Below are 25,943 nucleotides of genomic sequence, written 5' to 3'. Positions count from 1 at the left end.
CTCAGCCGCCATTCTCACCCGAATCGGTGAGGAGTGGTGATACCCATCTGACCAAATCGGCCGGAGGGAGTCGTCAGACTCGGGACTCAACTCCACGTACTGCTACGGGATGACATGGCGGACCGTCAGGGATGACATGACGAGGCGGCGCCTCCCCACAACCCGTAGGGGACGCCGCCGACGACCGATGGCTGGTGACTTCTCCGGTGGCTATCCGGCGCGGTGCACCACGGCGTCGCACAGCTCCACCAGCGCCGCCTTCGCGTCGCACTCCGGGAGGGGGGCCAGGACGGCGCGGGCCTCCTCCGCGTAGCGGATGGTGTCGCGGCGGGCCTGCTCCAGGGCGGGGTGGACGCGGAGCCGGGCCAGGGCCTCGGCGTGCCGGGCGTCGTCGGTGAGGTCGGAGTCGAGCAGTTCGCACAGGGCGATGTCGTCCGCCAGCCCCAGCCGGCCCGCCCGCTCGCGCAGCCGCAGCACCGGCATGGTCGGCACGCCCTCGCGGAGGTCCGTGCCGGGGGTCTTGCCGGACTCGTGCGAGTCGGAGGCGATGTCGAGGACGTCGTCGGCGAGTTGGAAGGCGACACCGAGCCGCTCTCCGTACTGGGTCAGCACGTCGACCACGGTCTCGTCGGCCCCGGCCATCAGCGCGCCGAGCCGTCCGGCGACCGCGACCAGCGAGCCGGTCTTGCCGCCGAGCACGTCGAGGTAGTGCTCGATCGGGTCGCGTCCGTCGCGCGGCCCGGCGGTCTCCAGGATCTGTCCGGTGACCAGCCGTTCGAAGGCCTCGGCCTGGATGCGGACGGCGTCGGGACCGAGGTCGGCGAGGACGTGGGAGGCGCGGGCGAAGAGGAAGTCGCCGGTGAGGACGGCGAGGGAGTTGTCCCAGCGGGCGTTGGCGCTCGGCACGCCCCGGCGGACCTCGGCCTCGTCCATCACGTCGTCGTGGTACAGCGTGGCCAGGTGGGTCAGCTCGACCACGACGGCCGAGGGCACGACACCCGGCGCGTACGGGTCGCCGAACTGCGCCGCGAGCATCACCAGCAGCGGGCGGAACCGCTTGCCGCCGGCGCGCAGCAGATGCTGGGCGGCCTCCTGGATGAAGGGGACCGAGCTCTTGGTCGCCTCCAGCAGACCCTCCTCGACGGCCGCCATTCCGGCCTGGACATCGGCTTCGAGAGCCTGGTCCCGCGCGCTCAGCCCAAACGGCTCGACGACGGTCACGAGGGGTTCTCCTGTCTGCTGACGTCTACTGACGGTCACACGGTCACACGGTCGGTCTGGATCGCTCTCACGGGCGATGACACAGTTTGTCGATCTGTCGCTGCCATCACCCGAGTCAGCGTATCCGGTCACCTTTCGATCACCACGAGCGCCCACGGGTCGACGCGCGTACGGCACCCGCGCGAGGCCCCTCGATGGCCCCCGGGCACCCCTGGGGACGACCGAGCACACCCGGCCCGAGTTGACCGATTTGCCGTATACCAGAACTTCACCCGACTCCTCCCGTGAGTTGAGTCACCCGAGCCGGACAGTACAAACCACCGTCATTACGTCGACTTTCCCTTTGCGGTAGGCAAGTTGAACCCGGAAGACGCATCGGAAATTGCCGCCGAATCACACCAAAGTCAAGGTCAACTAGACCTACCGGCCAAACCGGGACTTGTTCCGATCGTGTGCTCTCGCATACGTTCACACCCCGTCCGGACGGACCGCCAAATCCTGCCGCCGCCCGGACTCCCCACCCATCACCACTCATCCACGCACGGCAGGAGCGGGGGACCCAGGTAAGCGCCGGTCCGACATTTCCCCCATCGGACCGGCTAGGGGTGAAGCCACGCGCGGCACGACCGGCGGACGCGGCACGCACAGCGGCCGCCGGGACGACGCGCACGGCCGGGCATCTCCAGCCCGAACCCGACAGCTCACCCCGCAGGCGACGGAGAGGAATCCGCCATGCCCGCAGGCAAACACCGCCGTCCCAGAAGCAACAAGTTCACCCGTGGCGTGCTGGCCGCCGGAACGGGCGGGGCCGCCCTGGCCCTCCCGCTCACGGTCGCCACGACCGCGAGCGCCGCCACCCCGGCCCAGGCCGTCGGCTCCGTCCAGTCGGCCCCGCAGTCCGCGCCGGCCGCGACGCTGCCCAAGTCCACGAACTACACCGTGGTCTCCGGCGACACGCTCTCCTCGATCGCCCGCAAGCACGGCACCAAGGGCGGCTGGCAGCGGCTCTACAAGGACAACCGCGCCGCCGTCGGCGAGAACCCGGCCCTGATCCGTCCGGGCCTGAAGCTGAAGGTGACCGGCACGAAGACGCCCGCGAAGAAGGCGTCGACGAAGCCGAAGACCGCGACGGCCACGCAGGCGTCGGTCAAGACGTACCCGAACAACCTCGACGGCTGGATCCGCGAGTCGCTGGACATCATGGCGCAAAAGGGAATTCCCGGGTCGTACAACGGGATCCACCGCAACATCATGCGCGAGTCGTCGGGCAACCCGCTCGCGATCAACAACTGGGACTCCAACGCGGCCGCGGGCACCCCGTCGAAGGGCCTGCTGCAGGTCATCGACCCGACGTTCGCCGCGTACCACGTCTCCGGCACCCCGTACGACCCGTACGACCCGGTCGCGAACATCACGGCGGCCTGCAACTACGCCGCCGACCGGTACGGCTCGATCGACAACGTGTTCGGTCCGTACTGAGCCCCACCGGCTCCGCACTCGTTCCCCTGGGCCGGCGGGCCCAGGGGAACGTTCGTTTCAGCGGAACAGCCGGTCCAGCACCACCGCGATCCCGTCGTCCTCGTTGGAGAGGGTCACCTCGTCGGCGACGGCCTTGAGCTCGGGGTGGGCGTTGGCCATGGCGACACCGTGCGCGGCCCAGTCGAACATCGGGATGTCGTTGGGCATGTCCCCGAAGGCGATGGTCTCGTCCGGGGTCAGCCCGAGGTGGTCGGCGGCCAGCGCGAGACCCGTCGCCTTGGTGATGCCGCATGGCTGGAGTTCGACGGTGCCGGGCCCCGACATGGTGACCGTCGCCAGCGAACCGACCGCCATCCGCGCCGCCGAGGCCAGTTCGTCGTCCGACAGATAGGGATGGCGCAGCAGCACCTTGCTGATCGGCTCGCACCACAGGTCGTCCCGGCGCGGCACCCGCACGGCGGGCAGTGTGGGGTGCGGCATGAGGTAGCCGGGCTCGATCAGGGTGAGGCCGTCGACGCCGTCCTGGTCGACGGCCGCGTACACCTGTCCGACCTCCGCCTCGATCTTGCCGAGCGCGGTCTCGGCGAGTTCCCTGTCCAGGGTGACCGACCAGAGCAGCCGGTCCGCGCCGGGGTCGTACAACTGCGCGCCCTGTCCGCACACCGCGAGCCCCCTGCTGCCGAGGTCGTCGAAGAGGGGGCGCACTCTCGGTGCCGGCCGTCCCGTCACCACGAGGTGCTGGGCACCGGCCTCCGTGGCCCGCGCCAGCGCGGCGAGGGACCGGTCGGAGAGCGTGTCGTCACTGCGCAGGAGCGTTCCGTCCAGGTCAGTGGCGATGAGTGAATATGCGGTGGGAGCGGCCATGATCAGAGAATACGGATGCCACGCCCCATCGGTTCGACCCGAACCGGACGACGTACGGCCCCCCGACCGCCCCAGCCCCCTCTACGTCAACTCGCTTTTCCCGAACGGGGGTTCAGCGAGGCGGTACGGGGCGCATGCCCCTTGAGACGGCCGCAGGCCTCGAAAGGGGCGCGGGGAACTGCGCGAGAAGCCCCACCGGCCCGGCACCCCGCGACGCACCGCACCCCCCGAGCTGAACCCGGCCCCTCACTCACCCATGCGCCGCAGCGAGATGCCGAGCCAACCGAGGCGAAGCGAACTCCGTCCCGCACACGAACCGCATCACCGGCCCGTACGACGCCGCCGCCGGCAACCCCGTGAAGTACAGCCCCGGGATCGACGACCGGAACCCCGCCCCCAGCACCGGCGTCCCCCGGCTCGTCCCCAGCTCCGTACGGAGTTCGTGCCCGAGGAACCCCATCGCCCCGAGGTCCACCCGGTACCCCGTCGCCGCGATGACATGATCGGCGCCCATCTCGACCGTACGGCCGTCGTGCTCGCGCACCACGAGGACCGGACGTCCGTCGATGACGCCGGACCGCACGACCCGCTCCACCTCCCGCACCTCCACACGGCCCTCGAACCGGTCCCGCAGCCACCACGCCCCCAGCGGGCCCAGCACCCGGCGGACCAGGTGGTGCCGGGTGGCGGCGGGCAGATACCGGTAGGGGTGCGGGTAGTAGCTGAGCGCCCACAGCGACCAGGCCCGTCCGAACGGCGACTCGGGGCGCAGCCTCGGCTGCTTCCACGGGGGCGCGCCGAAGGCCACGGCCCCCCGCCCGCGCGCGGCGACCCGCACCCGCGCGCCGGCCTCGGCCGCCAGTACCGCCGTCTCCAGGGCGGACTGCCCCGCGCCCACGACGATCAGGTCCTTGTCCTCGAACCGGCTCAGGTCGGCGTGCTGGGAGCTGTGCGAGACGGGCCCCAGGGGGGTGGGGCCGTCCACGGCCGCGCCCGCCAGCTCGGCCGGCAGGTGCGCCAGCCCGAACAGGCCGCTCGCCACGACGACCGCCCGTGCCGTGAACAACTCGCCCGAGTCCAGCTTCAGTTCGAAGCCGCCGCTCCTGCCTCGGTCCACCGAGACCACGCGCACCCGTTCCAGGTCGGGCACGAGCCGTTGCTGGAACCACTCGCCGTAGGAGATGAAGGTCTCGACGGGGATGATGTCCTCGTCCGTCACCAGCCGTCGGACGCCCGCCGCGTCGCAGTAGTCGGCGAGGGTGTGGCCGTGCTGCGGCGCGTCGATGTTCGACGCCGCCGGTGTCGACTTCAGCAACATCCCGGCGGGCATGTTGTCCCGCCAGCTCACCATGGGTTCACCGAAGACACGGACCGGGATGCCGTGCGCGCGCAGATGCGCGGCGGTGGACAGACCGAACGGCCCGGCACCGATGACTGCTACCGGTTGAATCACGAAGTCCCTCCCCAGGACGCTTCATGTCTACTTCGTGTGGTCACGCGCGCCGGCGGCCCTACGGGCTAGGGGCGCACATGGGTGTTGCCGAGGCGGTTGTCCCGCCACAGCTGGTAGAGATGCTTCGCACCCGGCCGTACGAAGCGGGCGAGCATCGTGAGGAACGGCAGCGGGTCGTCACCCGCGAGCCACGCCAGCTCCGTACCGCTCGCGCGCGGCGGCGCGTGCGGGGTGGTGTAACCGCTGCGCCGGTAGGCGAGCAGGGCCGGCAGATCGATGTTCTCCACGATGTACCGCCGCCCGGCGAGTTGTTCTCCCTCCGGCACCGGGCGTCCGGTCAGATCGAGGTGCATGGCGCGTACGACGTCGATCCCGGCCTCGTTCTCGAACAGCCGGAACTGCGCGCCCATCCGCGGGTTGAAGTCCAGCAGCTTGTACCGCCCGTCCCGTCGGTCGAACCGCAGGTCGAGGTCGATGACCCCCGTGAACCCGATCTGTTTGATGAACCGGGCGGCGATGTCGGCGAGTTCGGGGTTGTCGACGACGTACGCGTTCGCCGTCATCCCCGCGTGCGGCGGCCACGACCGCACCTTCACCCCGGTGAACATCGCGAGGGGGGTGGAGTCCGCGTCGAAGCAGGCGTGCACGATCCAGTCCTCGGCGTCCTCGCGGGGCAGGTACTCCTGGAGGATCACCCCGGGCCGCTCGCCCCAGCCGCGGGCCAGCCGCAGCAGGCACTGCCGGTCGGCGATGCGGGTCGTCCCGTTCACCGCGGGCTGCCTGCGCCGTTCGAACGCCTCCCGGTTCTTGGCCACGACGGGGAAGCGGGCGGTCTCCGCGAACCGTTCCACGTCCGCGTACGACTGCGGGAACGCGCTGGCGGGGCTCGCGATGCCGTGTTCCACGCAGAGTTCGTGCAGCCCCTGTTTGCTGGCGAGGCGGCGCGGGAGCTTGGCGTCGACGCGGGGGAAGAGGAAGCGGGTCGCGAGCTCCTCCTGGTGCTCGGCGATGAGCACCGCGGCCTCCTCGTCGGTGGGGATGAGCACGGTGGGCCGTCCTATGCGCCGGCCGATGCGCAGCAGTCCGTCCACCAGCCACTCGGGCTCCTCCGTCCCGGTGGTCGGCCACACGAACGCGCGTCGCAGATAGCGCGAGGCGGCGGCCGGTGTGTACCGGTCCTCCGTGATCGCGTACATCGGCACGCCGAGCCGGCCCAGGCTGCGGATGGCTCCGACGCCGCCGTGGTGCAGCGGATAGTCGCCGAGCTTCACGACGAGCCCCGGAACGCCTCGGTCCGCCTGTACCGGCGCACCCCAAGTACCCATGGCCACGGGTCCCCCCACGTGTCCCCCCTACCGGACCCGGACCCACCCCGTCCGTAGTCCCCCAGAGGACGCTAAGCCGGAACCTTTCCTTCCGACCCTCCCCTATCAGGACATTGCGAACTCTTTAGACACTCCCCGATCTTGGCACCGCCCCGTAACGTGAGCCGCGACCAGAGGTACGACGGAACGCACGAGAGCGAGGCACCCCCCGATGCCCCCCTTCGATGTCCCCGAGGGTCACCCCTTCGACGTCCCCGAGGGCCACCCCTTCGGTCCGCACAACCTCCCCTACGGCGTCTTCTCCCTCGGCGCGTCCGGAGCACCTCGTACCGTCGGGGTCCGTCTCGGCGATCACGTACTGGACGCCGCCGCGGCGGCGCACGCCCTCGGCTCCCCCTACGCCGCGCTGCTGGCGCACCCCACGCTGAACCCCCTGCTGGCGGCGGGCCGCACGGCCTGGTCCGACCTGCGGCGGGCCCTGACGGCATGGCTGACGGTGCCCTCGCACCGGGAGACGATCGCGCCGTACTTCCACCCGCTGTCCTCGGTCACCCCGCACCTGCCCTTCGAGGTGGCCGACTACGTCGACTTCTACGCCTCCGAGAACCACGCCCGGAACGTGGGCCGCATCTTCCGTCCCGACGCGCCGGATCCGCTGACGCCGAACTGGAAGCACCTCCCCATCGGTTACCACGGCCGGTCCGGCACGGTCGTCGTGTCCGGCGCGGAGGTCGTACGGCCGGCCGGGCAGCGCAAGGCGCCGACCGATCCGGTGCCCGTGTTCGGGCCGTCCGTGCGGCTGGACATCGAGGCGGAGGTCGGCTTCGTGGTCGGCGTGCCGTCCGAGCGGGGGCGTCCGGTGGGGCTCGCGGACTTCCGCGACCACGTCTTCGGGGTGTGCCTCCTCAACGACTGGTCGGCGCGTGATCTCCAGGCCTGGGAGTACGTTCCGCTCGGGCCGTTCCTCGGGAAGTCGTTCGCGACGTCGGTCTCGGCCTGGGTCACGCCGCTGGAGGCGCTGGAGGAGGCGCGGGTGGCACCGCCGGAGCGCACGCATCCGCTGCTGCCGTACCTGGACGACTCCGCGCCGGACATCGACCCCGGGGGGTACGACCTGCGGATCAGCGTCGCGGTCAACGGGCACGTCGTCTCGGAGCCGCCCTTCGCCACGATGTACTGGACGGCCGCGCAGCAGCTGGCCCATCTCACCGTGAACGGCGCGTCCCTGCGCACCGGCGACCTCTACGGCTCCGGCACGGTCAGCGGGGCCGCGCCCGACCAGCGGGGCTCCCTGCTGGAACTCACCTGGAACGGGCGCGACCCCCTCGACCTCCCGACCGGCAGCCGCACGTTCCTGGAGGACGGCGACGAGGTGACCCTCACGGCATGGGCGCCGGGGCCGGGCAGCACGAAGGTGGGGCTGGGCGAGGTCACGGGGCGGGTGGTGGCGGCCCCGGAGTAGACCGGCGCGTCCCAGCCATCGGAGCCGCGTTCCCACCCCTTGGACAAACCGGTGGCAGATCTTGCCCCCGTCCCCACGTAAGCGCAGGTCAGCACCCTCCTCGACACCTCCTCAGATGGCGCAACACTCCGGCAACATTGCTTTCCCCACCATTTCGGTATGGTTCGAAACATGCCATCCACCGACCGTGTCCGGGACCACGCAGGGCAGGGCGCGACCACCGTCGCCGCCCACCGCGCGCGGCGCCGGCTGCGGGCGGACCAGGCGCGGCAGCTCGCCGATCTGCTGCGCCGTCAGCTCCTCAGCGGCGGCTACGCGGACGGCACGCTTCCCCACGAGTCCACCCTCGCCACCGACTACCGCGCCACCCGCAACACCGTGCGCGAGGCCCTGGACCTGCTGCGCGCCGAAGGGCTCGTGGAACGCTTCCCGGGCGTCGGCACCGTCGTCGTCGCCCGGAAGTACCCGCACGGCCTGGACCGTCTGATGGGCCTCGCGGAAACCCTCCGCGAACACGGCACGGTCAGCAACGAGGTCCGCACCATGGGCCCCGCCCCGGCCCCCACCCCCGTGGCCGACCGCCTGCACGTCCCGCCCGGCACCGACGTCCTCTACATCGAACGTCTGCGCCGCCTGAACGGCCTCCCCCTCTCCCTCGACCTCACCTACATCCCGCTCACCCTCGGCCCCCTCGACCTCGGCACGGCGCTCCTCGGCGCCGACCTGGAGAACACCGACGTCTTCCGCCTGCTGGAGGCGATCACCGGCAGTGCCCTGGGGCACGCCGAGATCACCCTGGAGGCGGTGAACGCCGACACCCACTCCGCCGCCGTGCTCGAAGCCCCGCGCGGCTCAGCCGTCCTGATGCTGGAACGGCTCACCCACCTCGCCGACGGCCGCCCCGTCGACCTGGAGTTCATCCGCTTCCGCGGCGACCGCATCTCGATGAGCGGCCTGCTGCACCGCTCGCGGTGAACCCGTAACCCCTGTTCCGCCCCTCCCTGGAGACAGCCATGGCTTTGGCGCCCCAGCGGGCCGACGTGCCCGTGACCATCGACGAGTCGAAGTGCATCGACGGCTGCACCCTCTGTGTGGACATGTGCCCGCTGGACTCCCTGGCCATCGACGAGAGCAACGGCAAGGCCTACATGCACGTCGACGAGTGCTGGTACTGCGGCCCGTGCGCCGCCCGCTGCCCCACGGGCGCCGTCACGGTCAACATGCCCTATCTGCTCCGCTGAGATCGCCGAGAGGTCCGCACTCCCATGAAGAACAGAGGATTCGTCCTGCCCGCCGCCCTCCTGCTGCCGCTGGCCCTGGCCGGTTGCGGCACCGGCAGCGGCAGCGCGGCGGACGGCGGGACCGTCACCGTGACCGTCGGCTACCAGTCGAAGACCATCAACACCGTCACCGCCGGCACCCTGCTGCGCTCCCTCGGCTACTTCGAGGACGAGCTGAACGCGCTGGGCGGGAAGACCACGTACAAGGTCGACTGGCAGGACTACGCGACCGGCGCTCCCATCACCGCCCAGATGACCGCCGGGAAGATAGACATCGGTTCGATGGGCGACTTCCCGCTGCTGCTCAACGCCGCCCGCGGCAAGCAGCTCGGCAAGCCCACCCGGCTGGTCGCCGCCACCGGCTACAACCTCCGCGGCGGACTCAACACCATCGTCACGGCACCCGACTCGAAGCTGGGCACGCTGGCCGACCTGAAGGGCAAGAAGGTCTCCACGAGCGTCGGATCGGCGGCGGACGGCACCCTCGTACGGGCGCTGAAGGACGCCGGCCTCGACGCCGACAAGGACATCGAGAAGCTCAACCAGCAGCCGGCGGTCGGCGCCTCCTCGCTCACGGCGGGCAGTGCGGACGCGCTGTCGCAGTTCGTGGCCTGGCCCGGACTGCTGACGTACCAGGGCAAGGCGAAGGCCCTGTACGACGGGGCGCAGCTGGACCTACCCACCTTCCACGGCGTCACCGCGCGCGAGGACTTCGCGAAGCAGCGGCCCGCTGTCCTGGAGGCCTTTCTGCGCGCCCAGGCCAAGGCCACGGACTACCTCGACGAACACCCCGTCGAGGCCGCCGAGAAGGTCGCCGACGCCACCGGGCTGCCGGCCGAGGTCGTCTACCTCTACAACGGCGCCCAGGGCATCGCGACCTTCGACCCCTCGCTCAAGCCCGAACTGATCGCCGCCCTGAAGAAGGACGTCCCGATCCTCAAGGCCGCGAAGCTGACCGGAGACGTGGACGTGGACGCCTTCGTCGACGACCACTACGTGCGTGAGGCGCTCGGCGCGTCCTACGACAAGAGGCTCGCCGCCGCTCCGGCGCCGGCCGCCGGTGAGGTCTGGCCCAAGGGCGCGACGAAGACCGAGGAGTTCAAGACGCCCGCCGAACTCCTCGCCCACGTCGCCGCGCACAAGGACGGCATCCGTGCCGCGTACGTCCCGGACGCCACGACCGGCACCCAGTGGTTCGCCGACAAGGCGGTCTGGGTGGCCGACGGGGACCAGCTCCTCCCCTTTGTCGCCCCGGCCACGGCGAAGGCCTACGTCGCCGGACATGACGGCGCCGAGATCATCACCTACGCCGCCGCCCTGGACCGGGCGTCGTGAGCCGCCCCGCGAAAACCGGCGCCCGGCGCGTACGGAGCCCCGGCTCCCGGCCCGCCGCCCGCTACGCCCTGCGCGCGCTGTCCCTGATCGCCGCCCTCGGCATCTGGCAGCTGCTGACCAGCCAGGACGTCGACGTGTGGCTGCGGTTCTCGCAGTTCCCGACGGTCACGGACGTGGCGCACGCCTTCGCGGACCGGGTGACCGGGCCGGACTACTGGACGGACCTCACCGACAGCCTCACCCGCATCCTCACCGGCTTCCTGCTGGCGGCGGTGGCGGGGGTGGCCGTCGGGATCCTCGTCGCCCGCTCGCGCCTGGCCGAGGACACGCTCGGGCCGGTCCTGGAGGTGGTCCGGCCCATCCCGGCGATCGCCCTGGTCCCGGTGGCGATCCTGCTGTTCCCCTCGAACGAGCAGGGCATCGTCTTCATCACCTTCACCGCCGCGTTCTTCCCGGTCCTGGTCTCCACCCGGCACGCGGTCCGCGCCCTGACCCCGGTGTGGGAGGAGGCGGTCCGCACCATGGGCGGCGGCCGGTGGCGGGTGCTCGCCTCGGTGGTCCTGCCGGGCGCGCTGCCGGGCATCTTCGGCGGCCTGTCGGTCGGCATCGGCGTCTCGTGGATCTGTGTGATCTCCGCCGAGATGATCTCCGGACAGTACGGCGTCGGCTACCGCACCTGGCAGGACTACACCGTCGTCAACTACCCCGGCGTCTTCGTCGGCATGGCCACGATCGGCGTCCTGGGGTGGCTGACGTCGACCGCCGTCGAGCTGATCGGCCGCCGGCTGACGCACTGGCTGCCCCGCACGTCGTACACCGCCGGGAGCCGGCCGCCCCGGCCCACCCGGACCGCCCGGACCGCGGCGGCACCGGCCGCCCCCGTCACCGCCACAGCCGAGGCCCAGGAGGCACGTGATGAGCACCTCGTCTGAGACGCGGGCCCCCGGCCACGCGGAGGCACAGGCCCCCGAGGAGCAGCGGGCGCCCGCCCCCGTACGCGGCACCCGCCTCGCCCTCCACGCCGCCGACCTGGGCCGCCCCGACGCCGTCGCCCTCACCGGCGTCGACCTGGACGTGGCCCCCGGCGAGATCCTCACCGTCGTCGGACCGTCCGGCTGCGGCAAGTCGACCCTGCTGCGCACCCTCGCGGGCCTGTTGCCGCCGCTCGCCGGCGGGATCACCCAAGACGGGGAGCCCCTGACCGGCCCGTCCGCCGAACGCGCCCTCGTCTTCCAGGAGGACGCCCTCCTGCCCTGGCGCACCCTGCGCGCCAACGTCGAACTCCCGCTCGCCATCCGGGGCCTGCCCCGCGCCGAGCGCCGTACGCAGGCCGAGGCCTGGCTGTCCCGGGTCGGGCTCGCCGAGTACACCCGGCAGCTGCCGCACCGCGTCTCCGGCGGACAGCGCCAGCGCGCGCAACTGGCCCGCGCCCTCGCCGGGCACCCCCGCGCCGTCCTGATGGACGAGCCGTTCGGCGCGCTCGACGCCCAGACCCGGGCCGGGATGCAGGACCTGCTGGTGGAGGTGTTGCGCGGCACGGGCGCCACCGTCGTCTTCGTCACCCACGACGTGGACGAGGCCCTGTTCCTCGGCGACCGCGTCGCCCTCCTCGGCTCCGGCCGCCTCACCGCAGTACGGGACGTCCCGCGCCCCCGCGACCGCGCCGCCCATGACGACCCGGCCCGCACGGCCCTGCGCCGCGACGTCCTGACCTCCCTCGGTTCCTGAAAGGCCCTCTGGTGGAGATCCCCGCCCTCACCGCCGCCGAAGAACTCACCTGCGACGTCCTCGTCATCGGCGGCGGCACCGCCGGCACCATGGCGGCCCTGACCGCCGCCGAGCACGGCGGAGACGTCCTGCTCCTGGAGAAGGCGCACGTCCGCCACTCCGGCGCCCTCGCCATGGGCATGGACGGCGTCAACAACGCCGTCATCCCCGGCCGCGCCGAACCCGACGACTACGTCGCCGAGATCACCCGCGCCAACGACGGCATCGTCGACCAGTCCACGGTCCGCCAGACCGCCACCCGCGGCTACGACATGGTCCGGCGGCTCGAGTCGTACGGTGTGAAGTTCGAGAAGGACGAGCACAACGAGTACGCGGTCCGCCAGGTGCACCGCTCGGGGTCGTACGTCCTGCCGATGCCGGAGGGCAAGGACGTCAAGAAGGTCCTCTACCGGCAGCTGCGGCGCCGGGAGATGCGCGAACGCATCCGAATCGAGAACCGGGTGATGCCGGTCCGCGTGCTGACGGCCGGCGAGGGCGAGGCCCGGCGGGCGGTGGGCGCGGCCGGCTTCAACACCCGCACCGGCGCGTTCGTCACCGTGCGCGCCGGAGCCGTGATCCTCGCGACCGGCGCGTGCGGCCGGCTCGGACTGCCCGCCTCCGGCTATCTCTACGGCACCTACGAGAACCCCACCAACGCGGGCGACGGCTACGCCATGGCGTACCACGCGGGCGCCGAACTCACCGGCATCGAGTGCTTCCAGATCAACCCGCTGATCAAGGACTACAACGGCCCCGCCTGCGCCTACGTCGCCAACCCCTTCGGCGGCTACCAGGTCAACCGGCACGGCGAACGCTTCGTCGACTCCGACTACTGGTCCGGCCAGATGATGGCCGAGTTCGCCGCCGAGATCGCCTCCGACCGTGCCCCGGTCTACCTGAAGCTCAGCCACCTCCCGGAGGAGTCCGTCTCCGCCCTGGAGTCGATCCTGCACACCACGGAACGCCCGACCCGGGGCACCTTCCACGCCGGTCGCGGCCACGACTACCGCACCCACGACATCGAGATGCACATCTCCGAGATCGGCCTGTGCGGCGGCCACTCCGCCTCGGGCGTACGGGTGGACGACCAGGCCCGGACGACCGTCCCCCGCCTGTACGCCGCCGGCGACCTCGCCTGCGTCCCCCACAACTACATGATCGGCGCGTTCGTGTTCGGCGACCTCGCGGGCGCCGACGCCTCCCAGTACTCCCCCTACGAGGGCGAACTGCCGGACGACCAGCTCCGGGACGCCCACGAGCTGATCTACCGCCCGCTGCACAACCCCGACGGTCCCCCGCAGCCCCAGGTCGAGTACAAGCTCCGCCGCTTCGTCAACGACTACGTGGCGCCCCCGAAGTCCGGCTCCCGCCTCTCCCTCGCGCTCAACGCGTTCGAGCGGATGCGCGCCGACATCGCCGAGATGGGCGCCCGCACCCCGCACGAGCTGATGCGCTGCGCCGAGGTCTCCTTCATCCGCGACTGCGCCGAGATGGCCGCCCGTGCCTCCCTGGCCCGCACCGAGTCCCGCTGGGGCCTCTACCACGACCGCCTCGACCACCCCCAGCGCGACGACACCTCCTGGTTCCACCACCTCGACCTGCGCAAGTCCCCCTCCGGCACGATGGAGTTCACCGCCCGCCCCGTCGCCCCCTACCTCGTCCCCGTCGAGGAGTTCACCCCCGTCGGCGGCCCCTCCCGCCACCTGGGCGAGGTCCACGCGGAGAACGTGGCGACGGCGGGGTCACGGGAGGTGGCACCGGTGGCGGCGGGAGTGGGCTCGGGATCGGGGTCGGGTGCCGGTGTGGGTGCCGGGGACGGCTCGGGGGAGGGGGCCCTCCCCCTCCCCTCCCACCCCACCCCCCACGCCGCCTCCTCCTCCACCTCCTCCGCACGCCTCCTCGAACTCGTCGCCCTCGCCGAGGAGCAGCCCGAACTCGCCGCGCTGCGGCCCTACTTGACGGACCCGGCGCCCACGGTCCGGCGTGAGGCGGTCGCCGTCCTCACGGAGACCCTGCCTCCGGGCACCGGGTCGGCCCTCGCCGAGGCGCTCCGCGACAGCGCCCCCGAGGTGCGGGCCGCCGCCGCGGCCTCGCTCCGCGAACTGGTCGAGACGCTCCCGCCCGACGCCGCCCTCCGCGACGGCCTCGCTGCCGCCCTGACGGAGCCCGACCCGGTCGTCCGCGCCGCAGCCCTGGACGTACTGCGCGCCCTCGGCCTCGGCGACACCGCCCTGTACGCCGGCTCCCTGACGGACTCCGACATCAGTGTGCGGATCGAGGCCGTACGCGCCCTCGTCTCGGTCGACGCGGCCACCGAACTGGCGCACGCGGCCCCCATCGACCCGTCCCGCGAGGTACGCGTCACCCTCGCCAAGGCCCTGGCCACGGTGTCCGCCGACCGCACCGCCTCCTCTCCCCCCGCCGCGGTACTGACCGCGCTGACCACCCTCACCACCGACCCCGACGCCCTGGTCCGGGCCGCCGCCTACGGCGCGCTGGGCACCGTCGGCTGCCCGCCGCCGCTCGCCCCCCAGGCCGTGACCGCCCTCGCCGACCCGGCCTGGCAGGTACGGGCCGGCGCCGCCACCGCCCTGTCCACCGCGACGACGGCCGTGGCCGTCCCCGCCCTCACGGAAGCCCTCTCGGACCCCAACGCCGACGTCCGCAAGGCCGCCGTCCTCTCCCTCACCCACCACACCACCACCGAAGCCGCCCGCACCGCCCTCACCACAGCCACCAAGGACCCGGACGCCGACGTCAGGGCATACGCGTCCCGCGCGCTGTGAGCTGCCGTTCAACCTCGGCTCGGAGCAGATGTGCGTGACTGGCCGGGTGGCATGCTTCCCGACATGGACTCGCACACGAGTCGTACGAAGGGCTTGCCGGGTCTGTAGGTTCTTCGGACCCGGCGGTCGCCCTGGCCGGACCGGGACGGTTTCGGTGCGCCGGCCGGGGAGTTGGCCATCGCGCGGTTTTCGAGACGGTGGCACCATGTACCGCATGACGACGAACCGAAAGGTCCATGCCGCGTAGGCGGCCGAGACAAATCCGTGTCGGCGACCCCGGCAACCACCGGACTACGGGTGCGAGGCCGGTCATCGACGGCCTGTCCTCGCGTGCGCTGTGCGAGATCATCCGCCTCGAGCGCTCCCGCAACTACCTGCAGCCAGGCGACGTCAGCACGGCTGTGGGCCTGTGGAGGGACTACGTCCACCAGCCCGAGCGTGCCCTGTGGCACGACTACGAGTGGGGCAACGCGCACTGGTACTGCTGCGGGGACCCTCTCGAAGCCCGAGCCCTCCTCGACACAGCGATGCAGGCCTTGTCGCCACGAAGCGCCCGCGAACTTCGAAAGATCGTCAGCCGGTCGGACGCCCTCTGGAACCGTCCGTCCCCGCCCTACGAGACGGACGGAAGACAAGGAACAAGCTGACACCGGGGCGGCCCGGGCGGGCCCGGGTCAGATCACGCGGAACAGGTCGGCGGCGGTGTGGACGTCGGTGAGGTCCTCTATGGAGCGGAGGTTGTCGCACAGGGTGTCCAGGACCGAGTCGGCGTCGGTGACCCGGGGGGCGCCTATGGCCACGCCGAAGACGCGGAAGCCCAGCGCGTGTTTGGCCTCGTTCCAGGAGCGCATCCACTCCGGGGTGACACCGCAGTCGTCGTCGGTGAGCATCACGATGTCCCCGCGGGCGCGGCCGGCGGCGTCGAACTCCTCCTTCAGCAGTTCCCCGGCCGCCGACAGCGGCGTCCGATAGCTGGTGCCGCCGCCGAGGAACGTCTCCGCGAAGTCGATGACCCGGGCCGTGTCGGCGGGCCCGTCACCGGGGAAGCGGAAGACCCGGATCCTGTCGGCGGCCGAGAACAGGATGCCGACGAAGTCCCGTCCGGCATGGCGGGCCTGGTCCAGCAGCGCCAGGGCGCACGCCTTCGACCACGCCTCCCTCGTCACTCCGCCGGGCCCCGACTCGTACATCGAGTGCGAGGTGTCGACGCACGCGATGATCGCGCCCCGGCCCGTGCTCTGCTCCCCCTGGCCGTCGTAGAGCATCAGCTCCCCGGCGGCGTACCGCGCGGCGAACACGGCCCGCAGCTCCGGCAGCCCGAGGTTGGCCAGCTCGGAGGGGATGAGACGGGAGAGGTCGTCGCCGAGGGTGACGCCGACGAGTTCCCCGACGGTGTTCTCGACCTTGCGGGCCCGCTCCCCGGCGGCCATCTGCCGTAAACGGCCGATGAGTTCGGCCCACTCCGCGAGCCGGCCGGTGCGCAGCCGCTCCGCGAGCCGTGCCCGCCGGTCGAACGACATCCGCTCCAGCTCGCCGGCGCCCACACCCCACGCCCGCATCAGCGAGGCCTCCTGCTGTACGGCCTCGGCGGCCTTGGCCGCGCCGGTCCGCGCCGCGGCGCGGGCGCCGGGGGCCGCCGCCGTCAGGGCCCGCGCGCCGTCCAGGGCGGCGCGCCGCGCGCTGGCCTCGGCCCTCTCCGCGTCCCTGACCGCCTGGTCCACGGCGTCGGCTGCGGTGGCCGGCACGGTGCCGTCCTCGTCCGCCTCGTCCGCGGCCCGTCGCAGGACCTCGGCGACGGCGGTCGCCGCGTCGGCGGCGTCCCGCTGGGCCCGGTCCGCCTGTTCGGCCCGCCGGCGGGCGTCGCGGGTGCGCTCCAGCATGGTGCGGAGCGCCGGGGCCTGGGCGAGCACGGCCATGGCGGCGGCGTAGGGATCGCCGGCCGTCTCCCGGTGCAGTTCCGCGTACTCCGGTGATTCCGTCAGGAAGGTGATCACCTGGTGGTTGACCAGCCGGGAGGGCGTCATCTCCGTCCGCTCCCGCAAACGCGGGCGGACCTTGTACGCGGCCAGGAAGACGTCGGTGAGCAGGTCGGCGGTCTGGCCGTGCTGCCTGTATCGCCCGTCGACCGGCCCTCCGGCCAACTCCTCGGCCAGTTCGCGCAGTCCCACCGACTGCTCGTACGTGTCGCGCCACGTGATCCGGTCGAACCGGTCCGCGACGACCGCGGCGGTGTGCCGCTCGGACACCGTGTCCGTCAGCCCCAGCCACTTGCCGGCCCGCCCCGCCAACTCGTCCAGCCTGGCCGGTGCCCCGCCCCGGGGCACCGCTTCGGATGTGGTCCCGTCCATCGCTGCGATCCCCCCTCGTTCAGAGCTGGGCCTGCACCGTGCTCGCGTCCACGCCGAGGGCCTCGGTGAGGACACGGGCGCGTACGGCCCGCTGGCGGCCGGTGACCCGGTCGATGGCGGCGGTGGAACGGCCCGAACTCGCCGCCTCCTCGCGCAGTTTCTCCAGTCGCTGCCCCGCCATGGCCAGTCTGTTGTGGGCCTTCTTGATGACCCATTCGCTCAGCGCCTCGCGTGACTGCCCGGCCATCGCGTCGAGCTGGGCCTCCAGTTCGTCGATGGTGTCGGCCAGGTCGAGGGCCTCCTTGGCGTCGGGGTTGACCAGGTGCAGCACCTCGCGCTCGACGGTCGGGCGTTGCGCCGGGGAGTCCCAGAGCACGTGCGTCAGCACCGACAGGTCGGCCTCGGCGACCTCCTCGCGGCTGTCGAGGTACGCGGACGCCTGGAGCAGGGCCACGGCCTGCCGCCATCGGCGGTCGGAGGCGACGAGTTCCTTGCGGCGCAGGGCGGCGCGCAGTGTGCACACGGCGTCGACGATCGCGTCGGGCACGGCGACGGCGGGCACGGCTTCGGTGACCGCGTGCCGCAGCGCGGCCAGCTCGACGGTGGTCCGTGTCGGTGCCCGGGGGCGGCTGACGGCGGAGCGGACCAGCGCGGCGAAGTTGGAGGGGTCTTCGAGGTATCCGACCTCGATGCGCACCAGGAGCCGGTCGTAGATCGCGGCCGAGTCCTCTCCGACGGGCAGTTCGTTGCTCGCCGTGATGGCTCCGATCAGGGGGCAGTGGATCGGCTCGCCGCCGTTCTCGGGGTGGTAGATCCGCTCGTTGAGGTAGCCCAGCGTCTCGTTGAGGGCGGCCATGGAGCACTTGAAGATCTCGTCGATGAACGCGACGTGCGCGGTCGTGGCGCGGCCTTCGTACACCTGGCGGTACTCGCCTCGGGTCAGGGCGGCGACGTCGATGGGGCCGAACATCCTCGTCGGGGCGGTGAACTTCGACAGCAGGATCTCCCAGTAGGCCGCCCCCTCGAACCTGCCGGTGAGTTCTCTGGCCATTTCGGACTTCGCGGTGCCGGGTGGGCCGAGCAGCAGCGAGTGCTGCCCGGCCAGCAGGGTGACCATCAGGGTGCGTACCACGTCGTCGCGCTCGTAGAAGCGTTCCGACAGCTCCCCGGTGATCGCCCGCAGCTTCTCCGCCGTGTCCTGCGCGTCCATGGTGGTCCCCTCCCCCCGTGTGTCCGCTACGCCCAGTCGTCCGGCTCGGGTTCCGGCTCGTCGTCCGGCCAGTCGAAGGAGCCGTGCGCGTCCCCGTCCGTGGCTGAAGCGGTGGCGGCGGCGGTGGCCGGGGCGGCTGCCGAGGAGCCCTCGTCGGTGCCGGTGCCGCCCAGTGAGGCGAGGACCCCGAGCACGCCCTCCCCGTACGTCGCGAGCTTCTTCTCGCCGATACCGCTGATGGTGCCGAGTTCGGCGACGGACGCGGGGGCCGTGGCCGCGATCTCGCGGAGGGTGGCGTCGTGGAAGATGACGTAGGCGGGGACGCCCTGTTCGCGGGCCTGTTCGGCGCGCCAGGCGCGGAGGGCTTCGAAGACGGGGACCAGGTCGTCGGAGAGTTCGACGGCCACCTTCGCCTTTCGTTCGCCCCGGCCGGAGCCCGACGAGCCGGACCCCGACGCCCCGGAGCCGCCGGACGCCTGTCGTGCGGTCGCCGGCTTCTTCGGTTCCTTGCGCAGCGGTACGTCCCGCTCCCGCCGCAGCACCGCCCCGCTCTCCTCGGTGAGCACGAGCGTGCCGTACTCACCCTCGACAGCGAGGAGCCCCTGGGCCAGCAACTGCCGTACGACGCCCCGCCATTCGCCCTCGGCCAGGTCCTCGCCGATGCCGAAGACGGAGAGCTGGTCGTGGTCGAACTGGATGACCTTCGCGGTCCGCCGCCCCAGCAGGATGTCGACGATCTGCACGGCGCCGAACTTCTGCCCGCGCTCGCGCTGGAGCCGCACCACCGTGGAGAGCACCTTCTGCGCGGCGACGGTGCCGTCCCAGGTCTCCGGTGGGACGAGGCAGGTGTCGCAGTTGCCGCAGCCCTCGTCCCGGGGTTCCTGGCCGAAGTACTGGAGGAGCTGGCCCCGGCGGCAGCGCGCGGTCTCGCAGAGCGCCAGCATCGCGTCCAGGTGGGCCGCGGCCCGGCGGCGGAACGCCTCGTCGCCCTCGCTGCCCTGGATCATCTTCCGCTGTTGTATGACGTCGTTCAGGCCGTACGCCATCCAGGCCGTGGACGGCAGTCCGTCGCGGCCGGCGCGGCCGGTCTCCTGGTAGTAGCCCTCGACGGACTTCGGCAGGTCGAGGTGGGCGACGAAGCGGACGTCGGGTTTGTCGATGCCCATGCCGAAGGCGATCGTGGCGACGACGACGAGCCCTTCCTCGCGCAGGAACCGTGACTGGTGGGCCGCGCGGGTGCCCGCGTCGAGGCCCGCGTGGTACGGCACCGCCTCGACGCCGTTCTTGCTGAGGAACTCGGCGGTCTTCTCCACGGAGTTGCGGGAGAGGCAGTAGACGATGCCGGCGTCGCCCGCGTGCTCCTGGCGCAGGAAAGACAGGAGCTGCTTCTTCGGGTCGGCCTTGGGCACGATGCGGTACTGGATGTTGGGCCGGTCGAAGCTGGCCTCGAAGTGCCGGGCCCGCGGCATGTCCAGCCGCTCGGTGATCTCGCGGTGCGTGGCGCGGGTGGCGGTGGCGGTGAGGGCGATGCGCGGTACGTCGGGCCAGCGCTGTCCGAGGAGGGAGAGGGAGAGGTAGTCGGGCCGGAAGTCGTGGCCCCACTGGGAGACGCAGTGTGCCTCGTCGATCGCGAAGACCGAGATCTTGCCGCGCCCCAGCAGATCCAGGGTGGTGTCGAGCCGCAGGCGCTCCGGTGCGAGGTAGAGGAGGTCCAGCTCGCCGGCAAGGAACTCGGCCTCGACCACCCGGCGCTCGTCGAAGTCCTGGGTGGAGTTGATGAACCCCGCGCGCACGCCGAGGGCCCGCAGCGCGTCCACCTGGTCCTGCATCAGCGCGATCAGCGGGGAGACGACGATGCCCGTGCCGGGCCTGACCAGGGACGGGATCTGGTAGCAGAGGGACTTGCCGCCGCCGGTCGGCATGAGGACGACGGCGTCGCCGCCCGCGACCACGTGCTCGATGATCGCTTCCTGCTCGCCCCGGAAGGCGTCATACCCGAAGACCCGGTGGAGCACGGCCAGCGCCTCGCTGTCCGTCCCGGTCGTCCTGTCCTCGTCCGCCATCACACTCGTCCCGCCCGTCCCGATCATGGCCCGTCCCCCGCGCCCTTGCGTCCAGTGCCGTCCGTGGTTCCTCCAGCCCTAGCCACGATAGGCGCCCGCACCGACAGCCTCAGAGTTATCCACAGGCTCCACCCGGATGCGGCGGCTCCGGGCCGGAGAACGAGGGCGGGACCCGGCTCCTTTCGAAACCGGGTCCCACCATTCTCGAACAACCGCGCGGAGCGCTACCGCACGAAGACCCCCGCCTGCCCCGCCAGGTCCAGGAAGTACTGCGGTGCGACGCCGAGCACCAGGGTGACGGCGACGCCGACCGCGATCGCGGTCATGGTCAGCGGCGACGGCACGGCGACCGTCGGCCCCTCGGGGCGGGGCTCGCTGAAGAACATGAGCACGATGACGCGGATGTAGAAGAACGCGGCGATCGCCGACGAGATCACACCGACCACGACGATCGCGCCCGCGCCGCCCTCCGCCGCCGCCTTGAACACGGCGAACTTGCCCGCGAACCCGGAGGTCAGCGGGATGCCCGCGAAGGCCAGCAGGAAGACCGCGAAGACGGCCGCCACGAGCGGTGACCTGCGGCCGAGCCCGGCCCACTTGGACAGGTGCGTGGCCTCGCCGCCCGCGTCCCGCACCAGCGTGACCACGGCGAACGCGCCGATGGTCACGAAGGAGTAGGCGCCCAGATAGAACAGCACGGACGAGACGCCGTCGGGTGAGGCCGCGATGACACCGGCGAGGATGAAGCCGGCGTGCGCGATCGACGAGTAGGCGAGCAGGCGCTTGATGTCGGTCTGGGTGATGGCGACGATCGCGCCCGCCAGCATGGTGACGATGGCGACGGCCCACATGACCGGCCGCCAGTCCCAGCGCAGACCGGGCAGGACGACGTACAGGATCCGGAGCAGCGCGCCGAAGGCGGCCACCTTGGTCGCGGCGGCCATGAAGCCGGTGACCGGGGTGGGCGCGCCCTGGTAGACGTCGGGGGTCCACATGTGGAACGGCACCGCGCCGACCTTGAAGAGCAGGCCCATGACGAGCATGGCGGCGCCGATGAGCAGGAGTGCGTCGTTGCCCATGGTGTCGGCGAGGGCGGGGTTGAGGTCGCCGATGGTGCCGTCGACGACCTGGGCGATCGTCGCGTACTTCACCGAGCCCGCGTAGCCGTACAGCAGGGCGATACCGAAGAGGGTGAAGGCGGAGGCGAAGGCGCCGAGGAGGAAGTACTTGACGGCGGCTTCCTGCGACATGAGCCGCTTGCGGCGGGCCACGGCGCACAGCAGGTAGAGCGGGAGGGAGAAGACCTCCAGGGCGATGAAGAGGGTCAGCAGGTCGTTGGCCGCCGGGAAGATCAGCATGCCGCCGATCGCGAAGAGCAGCAGCGGGAAGACCTCGGTGGTGGTGAACCCGGCCTTGACGGCGGCCTTCTCGCTGTCGCTGCCGGGCACGGAGGCGGCCTGTGCGGCGAAGGAGTCGACCTTGTTGCCGTGGGTCTCGGGGTCGAGGCGGCGTTCGGCGAAGGTGAAGACGCCGAGGATGCCGGCGAGGAGGATCGTGCCCTGGAGGAACAGGGCCGGTCCGTCGACGGCGATGGCGCCCATGGCGGCGATGCCGGCCTTGGTGGTGCCGTATCCGCCCGCCGCGAGGGCGACGACCGCGGCGAAGGAGGCCGCGAGGGCGACGACGGAGACGAACACCTGCGCGTAGTAGCGGGTCTTGCGCGGGACGAACGCCTCGACCAGCACGCCGATGATCGCCGCGCCGATGACGATCAGGGTGGGCGACAATTGCCCGTATTCGATCTTCGGCGCGTCGATCTTGGTGATCGGGTCGGCCGCGGTTGTCCACAGGCTGTGGACGGCTGATGCGCTCACTTGGCCGCCTCCACCTCGGGCTGGGGGTCCTTCTTCTGGACGTCGGACATGGTGTGCTCGACCGCCGGGTTGACGATGTCGGTGAGCGGCTTCGGGAAGACACCCAGGAAGATCAGCAGCGCGACCAGCGGGGCGACCACCACGAGTTCGCGGACCCTCAGGTCGGGCATCCCCTCGACCTCGGCCTTCACCGGGCCCGTCATCGTCCGCTGGTAGAGGACGAGGGTGTAGAGCGCGGCGAGGACGATGCCGACGGTGGCGATGATCCCGACCACCGGGTAGCGCGCGAACGTGCCGACCAGGACCAGGAACTCGCTGACGAACGGGGCGAGTCCGGGCAGCGACAGCGTCGCGAGACCGCCGATCAGGAAGGTGCCGGCGAGCACGGGCGCGACCTTCTGCACTCCGCCGTAGTCGGCGATGAGCCGGGAGCCGCGCCGGGAGATCAGGAATCCGGCGACCAGCATCAGGGCGGCCGTCGAGATGCCGTGGTTGACCATGTAGAGCGTCGCGCCGGACTGGCCCTGGCTGGTCATGGCGAAGATGCCCAGGATGATGAAGCCGAAGTGCGAGATCGACGCGTACGCCACCAGCCGCTTGATGTCGCGCTGGCCGACCGCGAGCAGCGCCCCGTAGATGATGCTGATCAGCGCCAGGACGAGGATCGCGGGCGTCGCCCAGGTGCTGGCCTCGGGGAACAGGCCGAGGCAGAAGCGGAGCATCGCGAAGGTGCCGACCTTGTCGACGACGGCCGTGATGAGGACGGCGACGGGGGCGGTGGACTCCTGCATGGCGTTGGGCAGCCAGGTGTGCAGCGGCCACAGCGGCGCCTTCACCGCGAAGGCGAAGAAGAAGCCGAGGAACAGCCACCGTTCGGTGGTGGTCGCCATCTCCAGCGTGCCGTTGGCGCGGGCCTCGGCGATCTCCGGGAGCGAGAAGTTCCCGGCGACCACGTACAGGCCGATGACGGCGGCCAGCATGATCAGACCGCCGACCAGGTTGTAGAGGAGGAACTTCACGGCGGCGTACGAGCGTTGCGTGGACGCCGTCTCCTCGCCGTGCTCGTGGGCCCGGTCCCCGAAGCCGCCGATGAGGAAGTACATCGGGATGAGCATGGCTTCGAAGAAGATGTAGAAGAGGAAGACGTCGGTGGCCGCGAAGGAGATGATCACCATCGCCTCGACGGCCAGGATCAGGGCGAAGAAGCCCTGGGTCGGCCGCCACCTCTTGCTGCCCGTCTCCAGCGGGTCGGCGTCGTGCCAGCCCGCGAGGACGATGAACGGGATCAGCAGGGCGGTGAGCCCGATGAGCGCCACCGCGATGCCGTCCACGCCCAGGTCGTACCGCACCCCGAACTCGGCGATCCAGGCGTGGGACTCGGTGAGCTGGTAGCGGTCGCCGCCGGGGTCGAAGCGGATCGCGATGATCGCGGCGAGCACGAGCGTGCCCAGTGAGACGGTCAGCGCCAGCAGTTTCGCGGCGTTGCGCCGCTGGGCGGGGACGGCGGCCGTGGCGATGGCCCCGAGGGCCGGGAGCGCCGCCGTCGCTGTCAGCAGAGGAAAGGACATGGGTATCAGACCGCCCTCATCAGCAGGGTCGCGGCGATGAGGATCGCAGCGCCGCCGAACATCGAGACCGCGTACGAGCGGGCGTAGCCGTTCTGGATCCGGCGCAGCCGCCCGGACAGGCCGCCCATGGAGGCCGCCGTGCCGTTGACGACGCCGTCGACCAGGGTGTGGTCGACGTAGACGAGGGAGCGCGTCAGGTGCTCTCCGCCGCGTACGAGGACGACGTGGTTGAAGTCGTCCTGGAGGAGGTCGCGCCGGGCGGCCCGGGTGAGCAGCGATCCGCGCGGGGCGACGACGGGGACGGGCTTGCGCCCGTACTGGAGCCAGGCGAGGCCCACGCCGATGACCATCACGGCGACGGTGGCCGAGGTGACCGCCGCGGCGCTGATCGGCGGGTGGCCGTGCGCGTGCTTGGTGACGGGCTCCAGCCAGTGGATGAAGCGGTCGCCGATGCTGAAGAACGCGCCGCCGAAGACCGAGCCGACCGCCAGGACGATCATGGGGATCGTCATGACCTTGGGCGACTCGTGCGGGTGGGGTGCGTGGCCGTGCTCGTCGGGCTGCCAGCGCTTCTCGCCGAAGAACGTCATCAGCATCACCCGCGTCATGTAGAACGCGGTGATGGCCGCGCCCAGCAGGGCCACGCCGCCGAGGATCCAGCCCTCGGTGCCGCCCTTGGCGAAGGCCGCCTCGATGATCTTGTCCTTGGAGAAGAAGCCGGACAGGCCCGGGAAGCCGATGATGGCGAGGTAGCCGAGGCCGAAGGTGACGAAGGTGACCGGCATGTACTTCCGCAGGCCGCCGTACTTGCGCATGTCGACCTCGTCGTTCATGCCGTGCATGACCGAGCCGGCGCCGAGGAACAGCCCGGCCTTGAAGAAGCCGTGCGTCACCAGGTGCATGATCGCGAAGACGTAGCCGATGGGGCCGAGGCCCGCGGCCAGCACCATGTACCCGATCTGCGACATCGTCGATCCGGCGAGGGCCTTCTTGATGTCGTCCTTCGCGCAACCGACGATCGCACCGAAGAGGAGCGTGACCGCGCCGACGACGGTGGTGACGAGCTGCGCGTCCGGGGCACCGTTGAAGACGGCGGCGGAGCGGACGATCAGGTAGACACCGGCGGTGACCATGGTCGCGGCGTGGATGAGGGCGGAGACCGGGGTCGGGCCCTCCATCGCGTCCCCGAGCCAGGACTGCAGCGGCACCTGGGCGGACTTGCCGCAGGCCGCGAGCAGCAGCATCAGGGCGATCGCGGTGAGCGTGCCCTCGCTCGTCTCGCCGACGGCGCCGAGGACCGGCCCGAAGGCGAAGGTCCCGAAGGTGGTGAACATCAGCATGATGGCGATGGACAGGCCGACGTCGCCGACGCGGTTGACCAGGAAGGCCTTCTTCGCGGCGGTGGCGGCGCTGGGCTTGTGCTGCCAGAAGCCGATCAGCAGGTACGAGGCGAGGCCGACGCCCTCCCAGCCGACGTACAACAGGAGGTAGTTGTCGGCGAGGACCAGCAGCAGCATCGCCGCGAGGAACAGGTTCAGATAGCCGAAGAAGCGGCGCCGGCGCTCGTCGTGCTCCATGTACCCGATGGAGTACACGTGGATGAGCGAGCCGACCCCGGTGATCAGCAGGACGAACGTCATCGACAGCTGGTCGAGCTGGAAGGCGACGTCGGCCTGGAAGCCCTCGACGGGGATCCAGCTGAACAGGTGCTGACCGATCTCGCGGTGTTCGGCCTCCTTGCCGAGCATGTCGGCGAAGAGGACCGCGCCGATGACGAAGGAGGCGGCGGCGAGGGCCGTGCCGATCCAGTGGCCGACGGCGTCGAGGCGGCGGCCGCCGCACAGCAGGACGGCCGCTCCGAGCAGGGGCGCCGCGACCAGCAGCGCAATCAGGTTCTCCACGATTCTT

19 protein-coding genes are annotated in these 25,943 nt (G+C 71.4%); 9 read left to right on the top strand and 10 right to left on the bottom strand.

From position 1 onward, the window contains the following. Positions 1 to 210: 210 nt before the first annotated feature. Positions 211 to 1,221: a polyprenyl synthetase family protein gene (locus L3078_RS27655; protein ID WP_239756657.1), complete on the bottom strand. Its 1,011-nt coding sequence runs from the start codon at positions 1,219 to 1,221 to the stop codon at positions 211 to 213. Between the two features lie 732 nt (positions 1,222 to 1,953). Here L3078_RS27655 and L3078_RS27650 point away from each other — a divergent pair. Then, complete coding sequence (locus L3078_RS27650) at positions 1,954 to 2,700, top strand: transglycosylase SLT domain-containing protein (protein WP_239756656.1); 747 nt, start codon at positions 1,954 to 1,956, stop codon at positions 2,698 to 2,700. A 57-nt stretch (positions 2,701 to 2,757) separates the two neighbouring features. Here the strand turns inward: L3078_RS27650 and L3078_RS27645 are convergent, their stop codons facing one another. The 3 genes from L3078_RS27645 to L3078_RS27635 all read right to left on the bottom strand — a co-directional run bounded on the left by L3078_RS27645 (position 2,758) and on the right by L3078_RS27635 (position 6,342). Next, positions 2,758 to 3,564, bottom strand: a complete 807-nt coding sequence (locus L3078_RS27645; RefSeq protein WP_045559374.1) for a Cof-type HAD-IIB family hydrolase — start codon at positions 3,562 to 3,564, stop codon at positions 2,758 to 2,760. 250 nt (positions 3,565 to 3,814) lie between these two features. Further along, positions 3,815 to 5,017 carry an NAD(P)-binding domain-containing protein gene (locus tag L3078_RS27640; RefSeq protein ID WP_239756655.1) on the bottom strand — a complete coding sequence of 401 codons (1,203 nt, stop codon included), beginning with the start codon at positions 5,015 to 5,017 and terminating at the stop codon, positions 3,815 to 3,817. Positions 5,018 to 5,082: 65 nt separating this feature from the next. Next, complete coding sequence (locus L3078_RS27635) at positions 5,083 to 6,342, bottom strand: carboxylate--amine ligase (RefSeq protein WP_239756654.1); 1,260 nt, start codon at positions 6,340 to 6,342, stop codon at positions 5,083 to 5,085. 211 nt (positions 6,343 to 6,553) lie between these two features. Between L3078_RS27635 and fahA the strand changes: the two genes are divergently transcribed. The 8 genes from fahA to L3078_RS27595 all read left to right on the top strand — a co-directional run bounded on the left by fahA (position 6,554) and on the right by L3078_RS27595 (position 15,619). After that, the gene (fahA, locus tag L3078_RS27630; protein WP_239756653.1) at positions 6,554 to 7,804 is read left to right on the top strand and encodes a fumarylacetoacetase; all 1,251 of its coding nucleotides are present in this window, start codon (positions 6,554 to 6,556) and stop codon (positions 7,802 to 7,804) included. A gap of 171 nt (positions 7,805 to 7,975) precedes the next feature. Further along, on the top strand, positions 7,976 to 8,779 hold the full coding sequence (locus L3078_RS27625) for a GntR family transcriptional regulator (protein WP_239756652.1): 804 nt from the start codon (positions 7,976 to 7,978) through the stop codon (positions 8,777 to 8,779). A 38-nt stretch (positions 8,780 to 8,817) separates the two neighbouring features. Beyond that, positions 8,818 to 9,045: a 4Fe-4S dicluster domain-containing protein gene (locus L3078_RS27620; protein ID WP_030379773.1), complete on the top strand. Its 228-nt coding sequence runs from the start codon at positions 8,818 to 8,820 to the stop codon at positions 9,043 to 9,045. A gap of 24 nt (positions 9,046 to 9,069) precedes the next feature. Further along, positions 9,070 to 10,419 carry an ABC transporter substrate-binding protein gene (locus L3078_RS27615; protein ID WP_239756651.1) on the top strand — a complete coding sequence of 450 codons (1,350 nt, stop codon included), beginning with the start codon at positions 9,070 to 9,072 and terminating at the stop codon, positions 10,417 to 10,419. Then, positions 10,416 to 11,351: an ABC transporter permease gene (locus L3078_RS27610; protein ID WP_239756650.1), complete on the top strand. Its 936-nt coding sequence runs from the start codon at positions 10,416 to 10,418 to the stop codon at positions 11,349 to 11,351. Before L3078_RS27615 ends, L3078_RS27610 begins: the two co-directional genes overlap by 4 nt. After that, the gene (locus L3078_RS27605) at positions 11,335 to 12,147 is read left to right on the top strand and encodes an ABC transporter ATP-binding protein (RefSeq protein WP_239756649.1); all 813 of its coding nucleotides are present in this window, start codon (positions 11,335 to 11,337) and stop codon (positions 12,145 to 12,147) included. The genes L3078_RS27610 and L3078_RS27605 overlap by 17 nt, the downstream gene beginning before the upstream one ends. Positions 12,148 to 12,158: 11 nt before the next feature. Next, the gene (locus L3078_RS27600; protein ID WP_420864107.1) at positions 12,159 to 14,972 is read left to right on the top strand and encodes a fumarate reductase/succinate dehydrogenase flavoprotein subunit; all 2,814 of its coding nucleotides are present in this window, start codon (positions 12,159 to 12,161) and stop codon (positions 14,970 to 14,972) included. A 236-nt stretch (positions 14,973 to 15,208) separates the two neighbouring features. Then, complete coding sequence (locus L3078_RS27595; protein WP_239756648.1) at positions 15,209 to 15,619, top strand: hypothetical protein; 411 nt, start codon at positions 15,209 to 15,211, stop codon at positions 15,617 to 15,619. A 27-nt stretch (positions 15,620 to 15,646) separates the two neighbouring features. Here L3078_RS27595 and L3078_RS27590 read toward each other — a convergent pair whose 3' ends face one another. The 6 genes from L3078_RS27590 to nuoL all read right to left on the bottom strand — a co-directional run bounded on the left by L3078_RS27590 (position 15,647) and on the right by nuoL (position 25,936). Beyond that, on the bottom strand, positions 15,647 to 17,320 hold the full coding sequence (locus L3078_RS27590; protein ID WP_239756647.1) for a VWA domain-containing protein: 1,674 nt from the start codon (positions 17,318 to 17,320) through the stop codon (positions 15,647 to 15,649). Between the two features lie 19 nt (positions 17,321 to 17,339). Beyond that, a complete protein-coding gene (locus L3078_RS27585; protein ID WP_239756646.1) occupies positions 17,340 to 18,530 on the bottom strand; it encodes an AAA family ATPase in 1,191 nt (396 codons plus the stop codon). Between the two features lie 26 nt (positions 18,531 to 18,556). Further along, a complete protein-coding gene (gene recQ / locus L3078_RS27580; RefSeq protein WP_239756645.1) occupies positions 18,557 to 20,620 on the bottom strand; it encodes a DNA helicase RecQ in 2,064 nt (687 codons plus the stop codon). Positions 20,621 to 20,817: 197 nt separating this feature from the next. Beyond that, positions 20,818 to 22,467, bottom strand: a complete 1,650-nt coding sequence (gene nuoN, locus L3078_RS27575; protein WP_239756644.1) for an NADH-quinone oxidoreductase subunit NuoN — start codon at positions 22,465 to 22,467, stop codon at positions 20,818 to 20,820. Then, a complete protein-coding gene (locus L3078_RS27570; protein ID WP_239756643.1) occupies positions 22,464 to 24,035 on the bottom strand; it encodes an NADH-quinone oxidoreductase subunit M in 1,572 nt (523 codons plus the stop codon). Before L3078_RS27570 ends, nuoN begins: the two co-directional genes overlap by 4 nt. A gap of 5 nt (positions 24,036 to 24,040) precedes the next feature. Then, positions 24,041 to 25,936, bottom strand: a complete 1,896-nt coding sequence (gene nuoL / locus L3078_RS27565; protein ID WP_239756642.1) for an NADH-quinone oxidoreductase subunit L — start codon at positions 25,934 to 25,936, stop codon at positions 24,041 to 24,043. Between the last annotated feature and the right edge of the window lie 7 nt (positions 25,937 to 25,943).

This window comes from Streptomyces deccanensis (assembly GCF_022385335.1).
Classification (GTDB): Bacteria; Actinomycetota; Actinomycetes; order Streptomycetales; family Streptomycetaceae; genus Streptomyces; species Streptomyces deccanensis.
The sequence above is the reverse complement of the archived record's forward strand: the minus strand, read 5'-3'. Positions and strand labels throughout refer to the sequence as shown.

Coding starts and splice junctions, on each gene's coding strand:
- L3078_RS27590 (WP_239756647.1), bottom strand. CDS start 17,320: ATGGACGGGACCACATCCGAAGCGGTGCCCCGGGGCGGGGCACCGGCC.
- L3078_RS27570 (WP_239756643.1), bottom strand. CDS start 24,035: ATGTCCTTTCCTCTGCTGACAGCGACGGCGGCGCTCCCGGCCCTCGGG.
- L3078_RS27595 (WP_239756648.1), top strand. CDS start 15,209: ATGCCGCGTAGGCGGCCGAGACAAATCCGTGTCGGCGACCCCGGCAAC.
- L3078_RS27650 (WP_239756656.1), top strand. CDS start 1,954: ATGCCCGCAGGCAAACACCGCCGTCCCAGAAGCAACAAGTTCACCCGT.
- L3078_RS27615 (WP_239756651.1), top strand. CDS start 9,070: ATGAAGAACAGAGGATTCGTCCTGCCCGCCGCCCTCCTGCTGCCGCTG.
- L3078_RS27605 (WP_239756649.1), top strand. CDS start 11,335: ATGAGCACCTCGTCTGAGACGCGGGCCCCCGGCCACGCGGAGGCACAG.
- L3078_RS27585 (WP_239756646.1), bottom strand. CDS start 18,530: ATGGACGCGCAGGACACGGCGGAGAAGCTGCGGGCGATCACCGGGGAG.
- fahA (WP_239756653.1), top strand. CDS start 6,554: ATGCCCCCCTTCGATGTCCCCGAGGGTCACCCCTTCGACGTCCCCGAG.
- L3078_RS27635 (WP_239756654.1), bottom strand. CDS start 6,342: ATGGGTACTTGGGGTGCGCCGGTACAGGCGGACCGAGGCGTTCCGGGG.
- recQ (WP_239756645.1), bottom strand. CDS start 20,620: ATGATCGGGACGGGCGGGACGAGTGTGATGGCGGACGAGGACAGGACG.
- L3078_RS27645 (WP_045559374.1), bottom strand. CDS start 3,564: ATGGCCGCTCCCACCGCATATTCACTCATCGCCACTGACCTGGACGGA.
- L3078_RS27620 (WP_030379773.1), top strand. CDS start 8,818: ATGGCTTTGGCGCCCCAGCGGGCCGACGTGCCCGTGACCATCGACGAG.
- L3078_RS27625 (WP_239756652.1), top strand. CDS start 7,976: ATGCCATCCACCGACCGTGTCCGGGACCACGCAGGGCAGGGCGCGACC.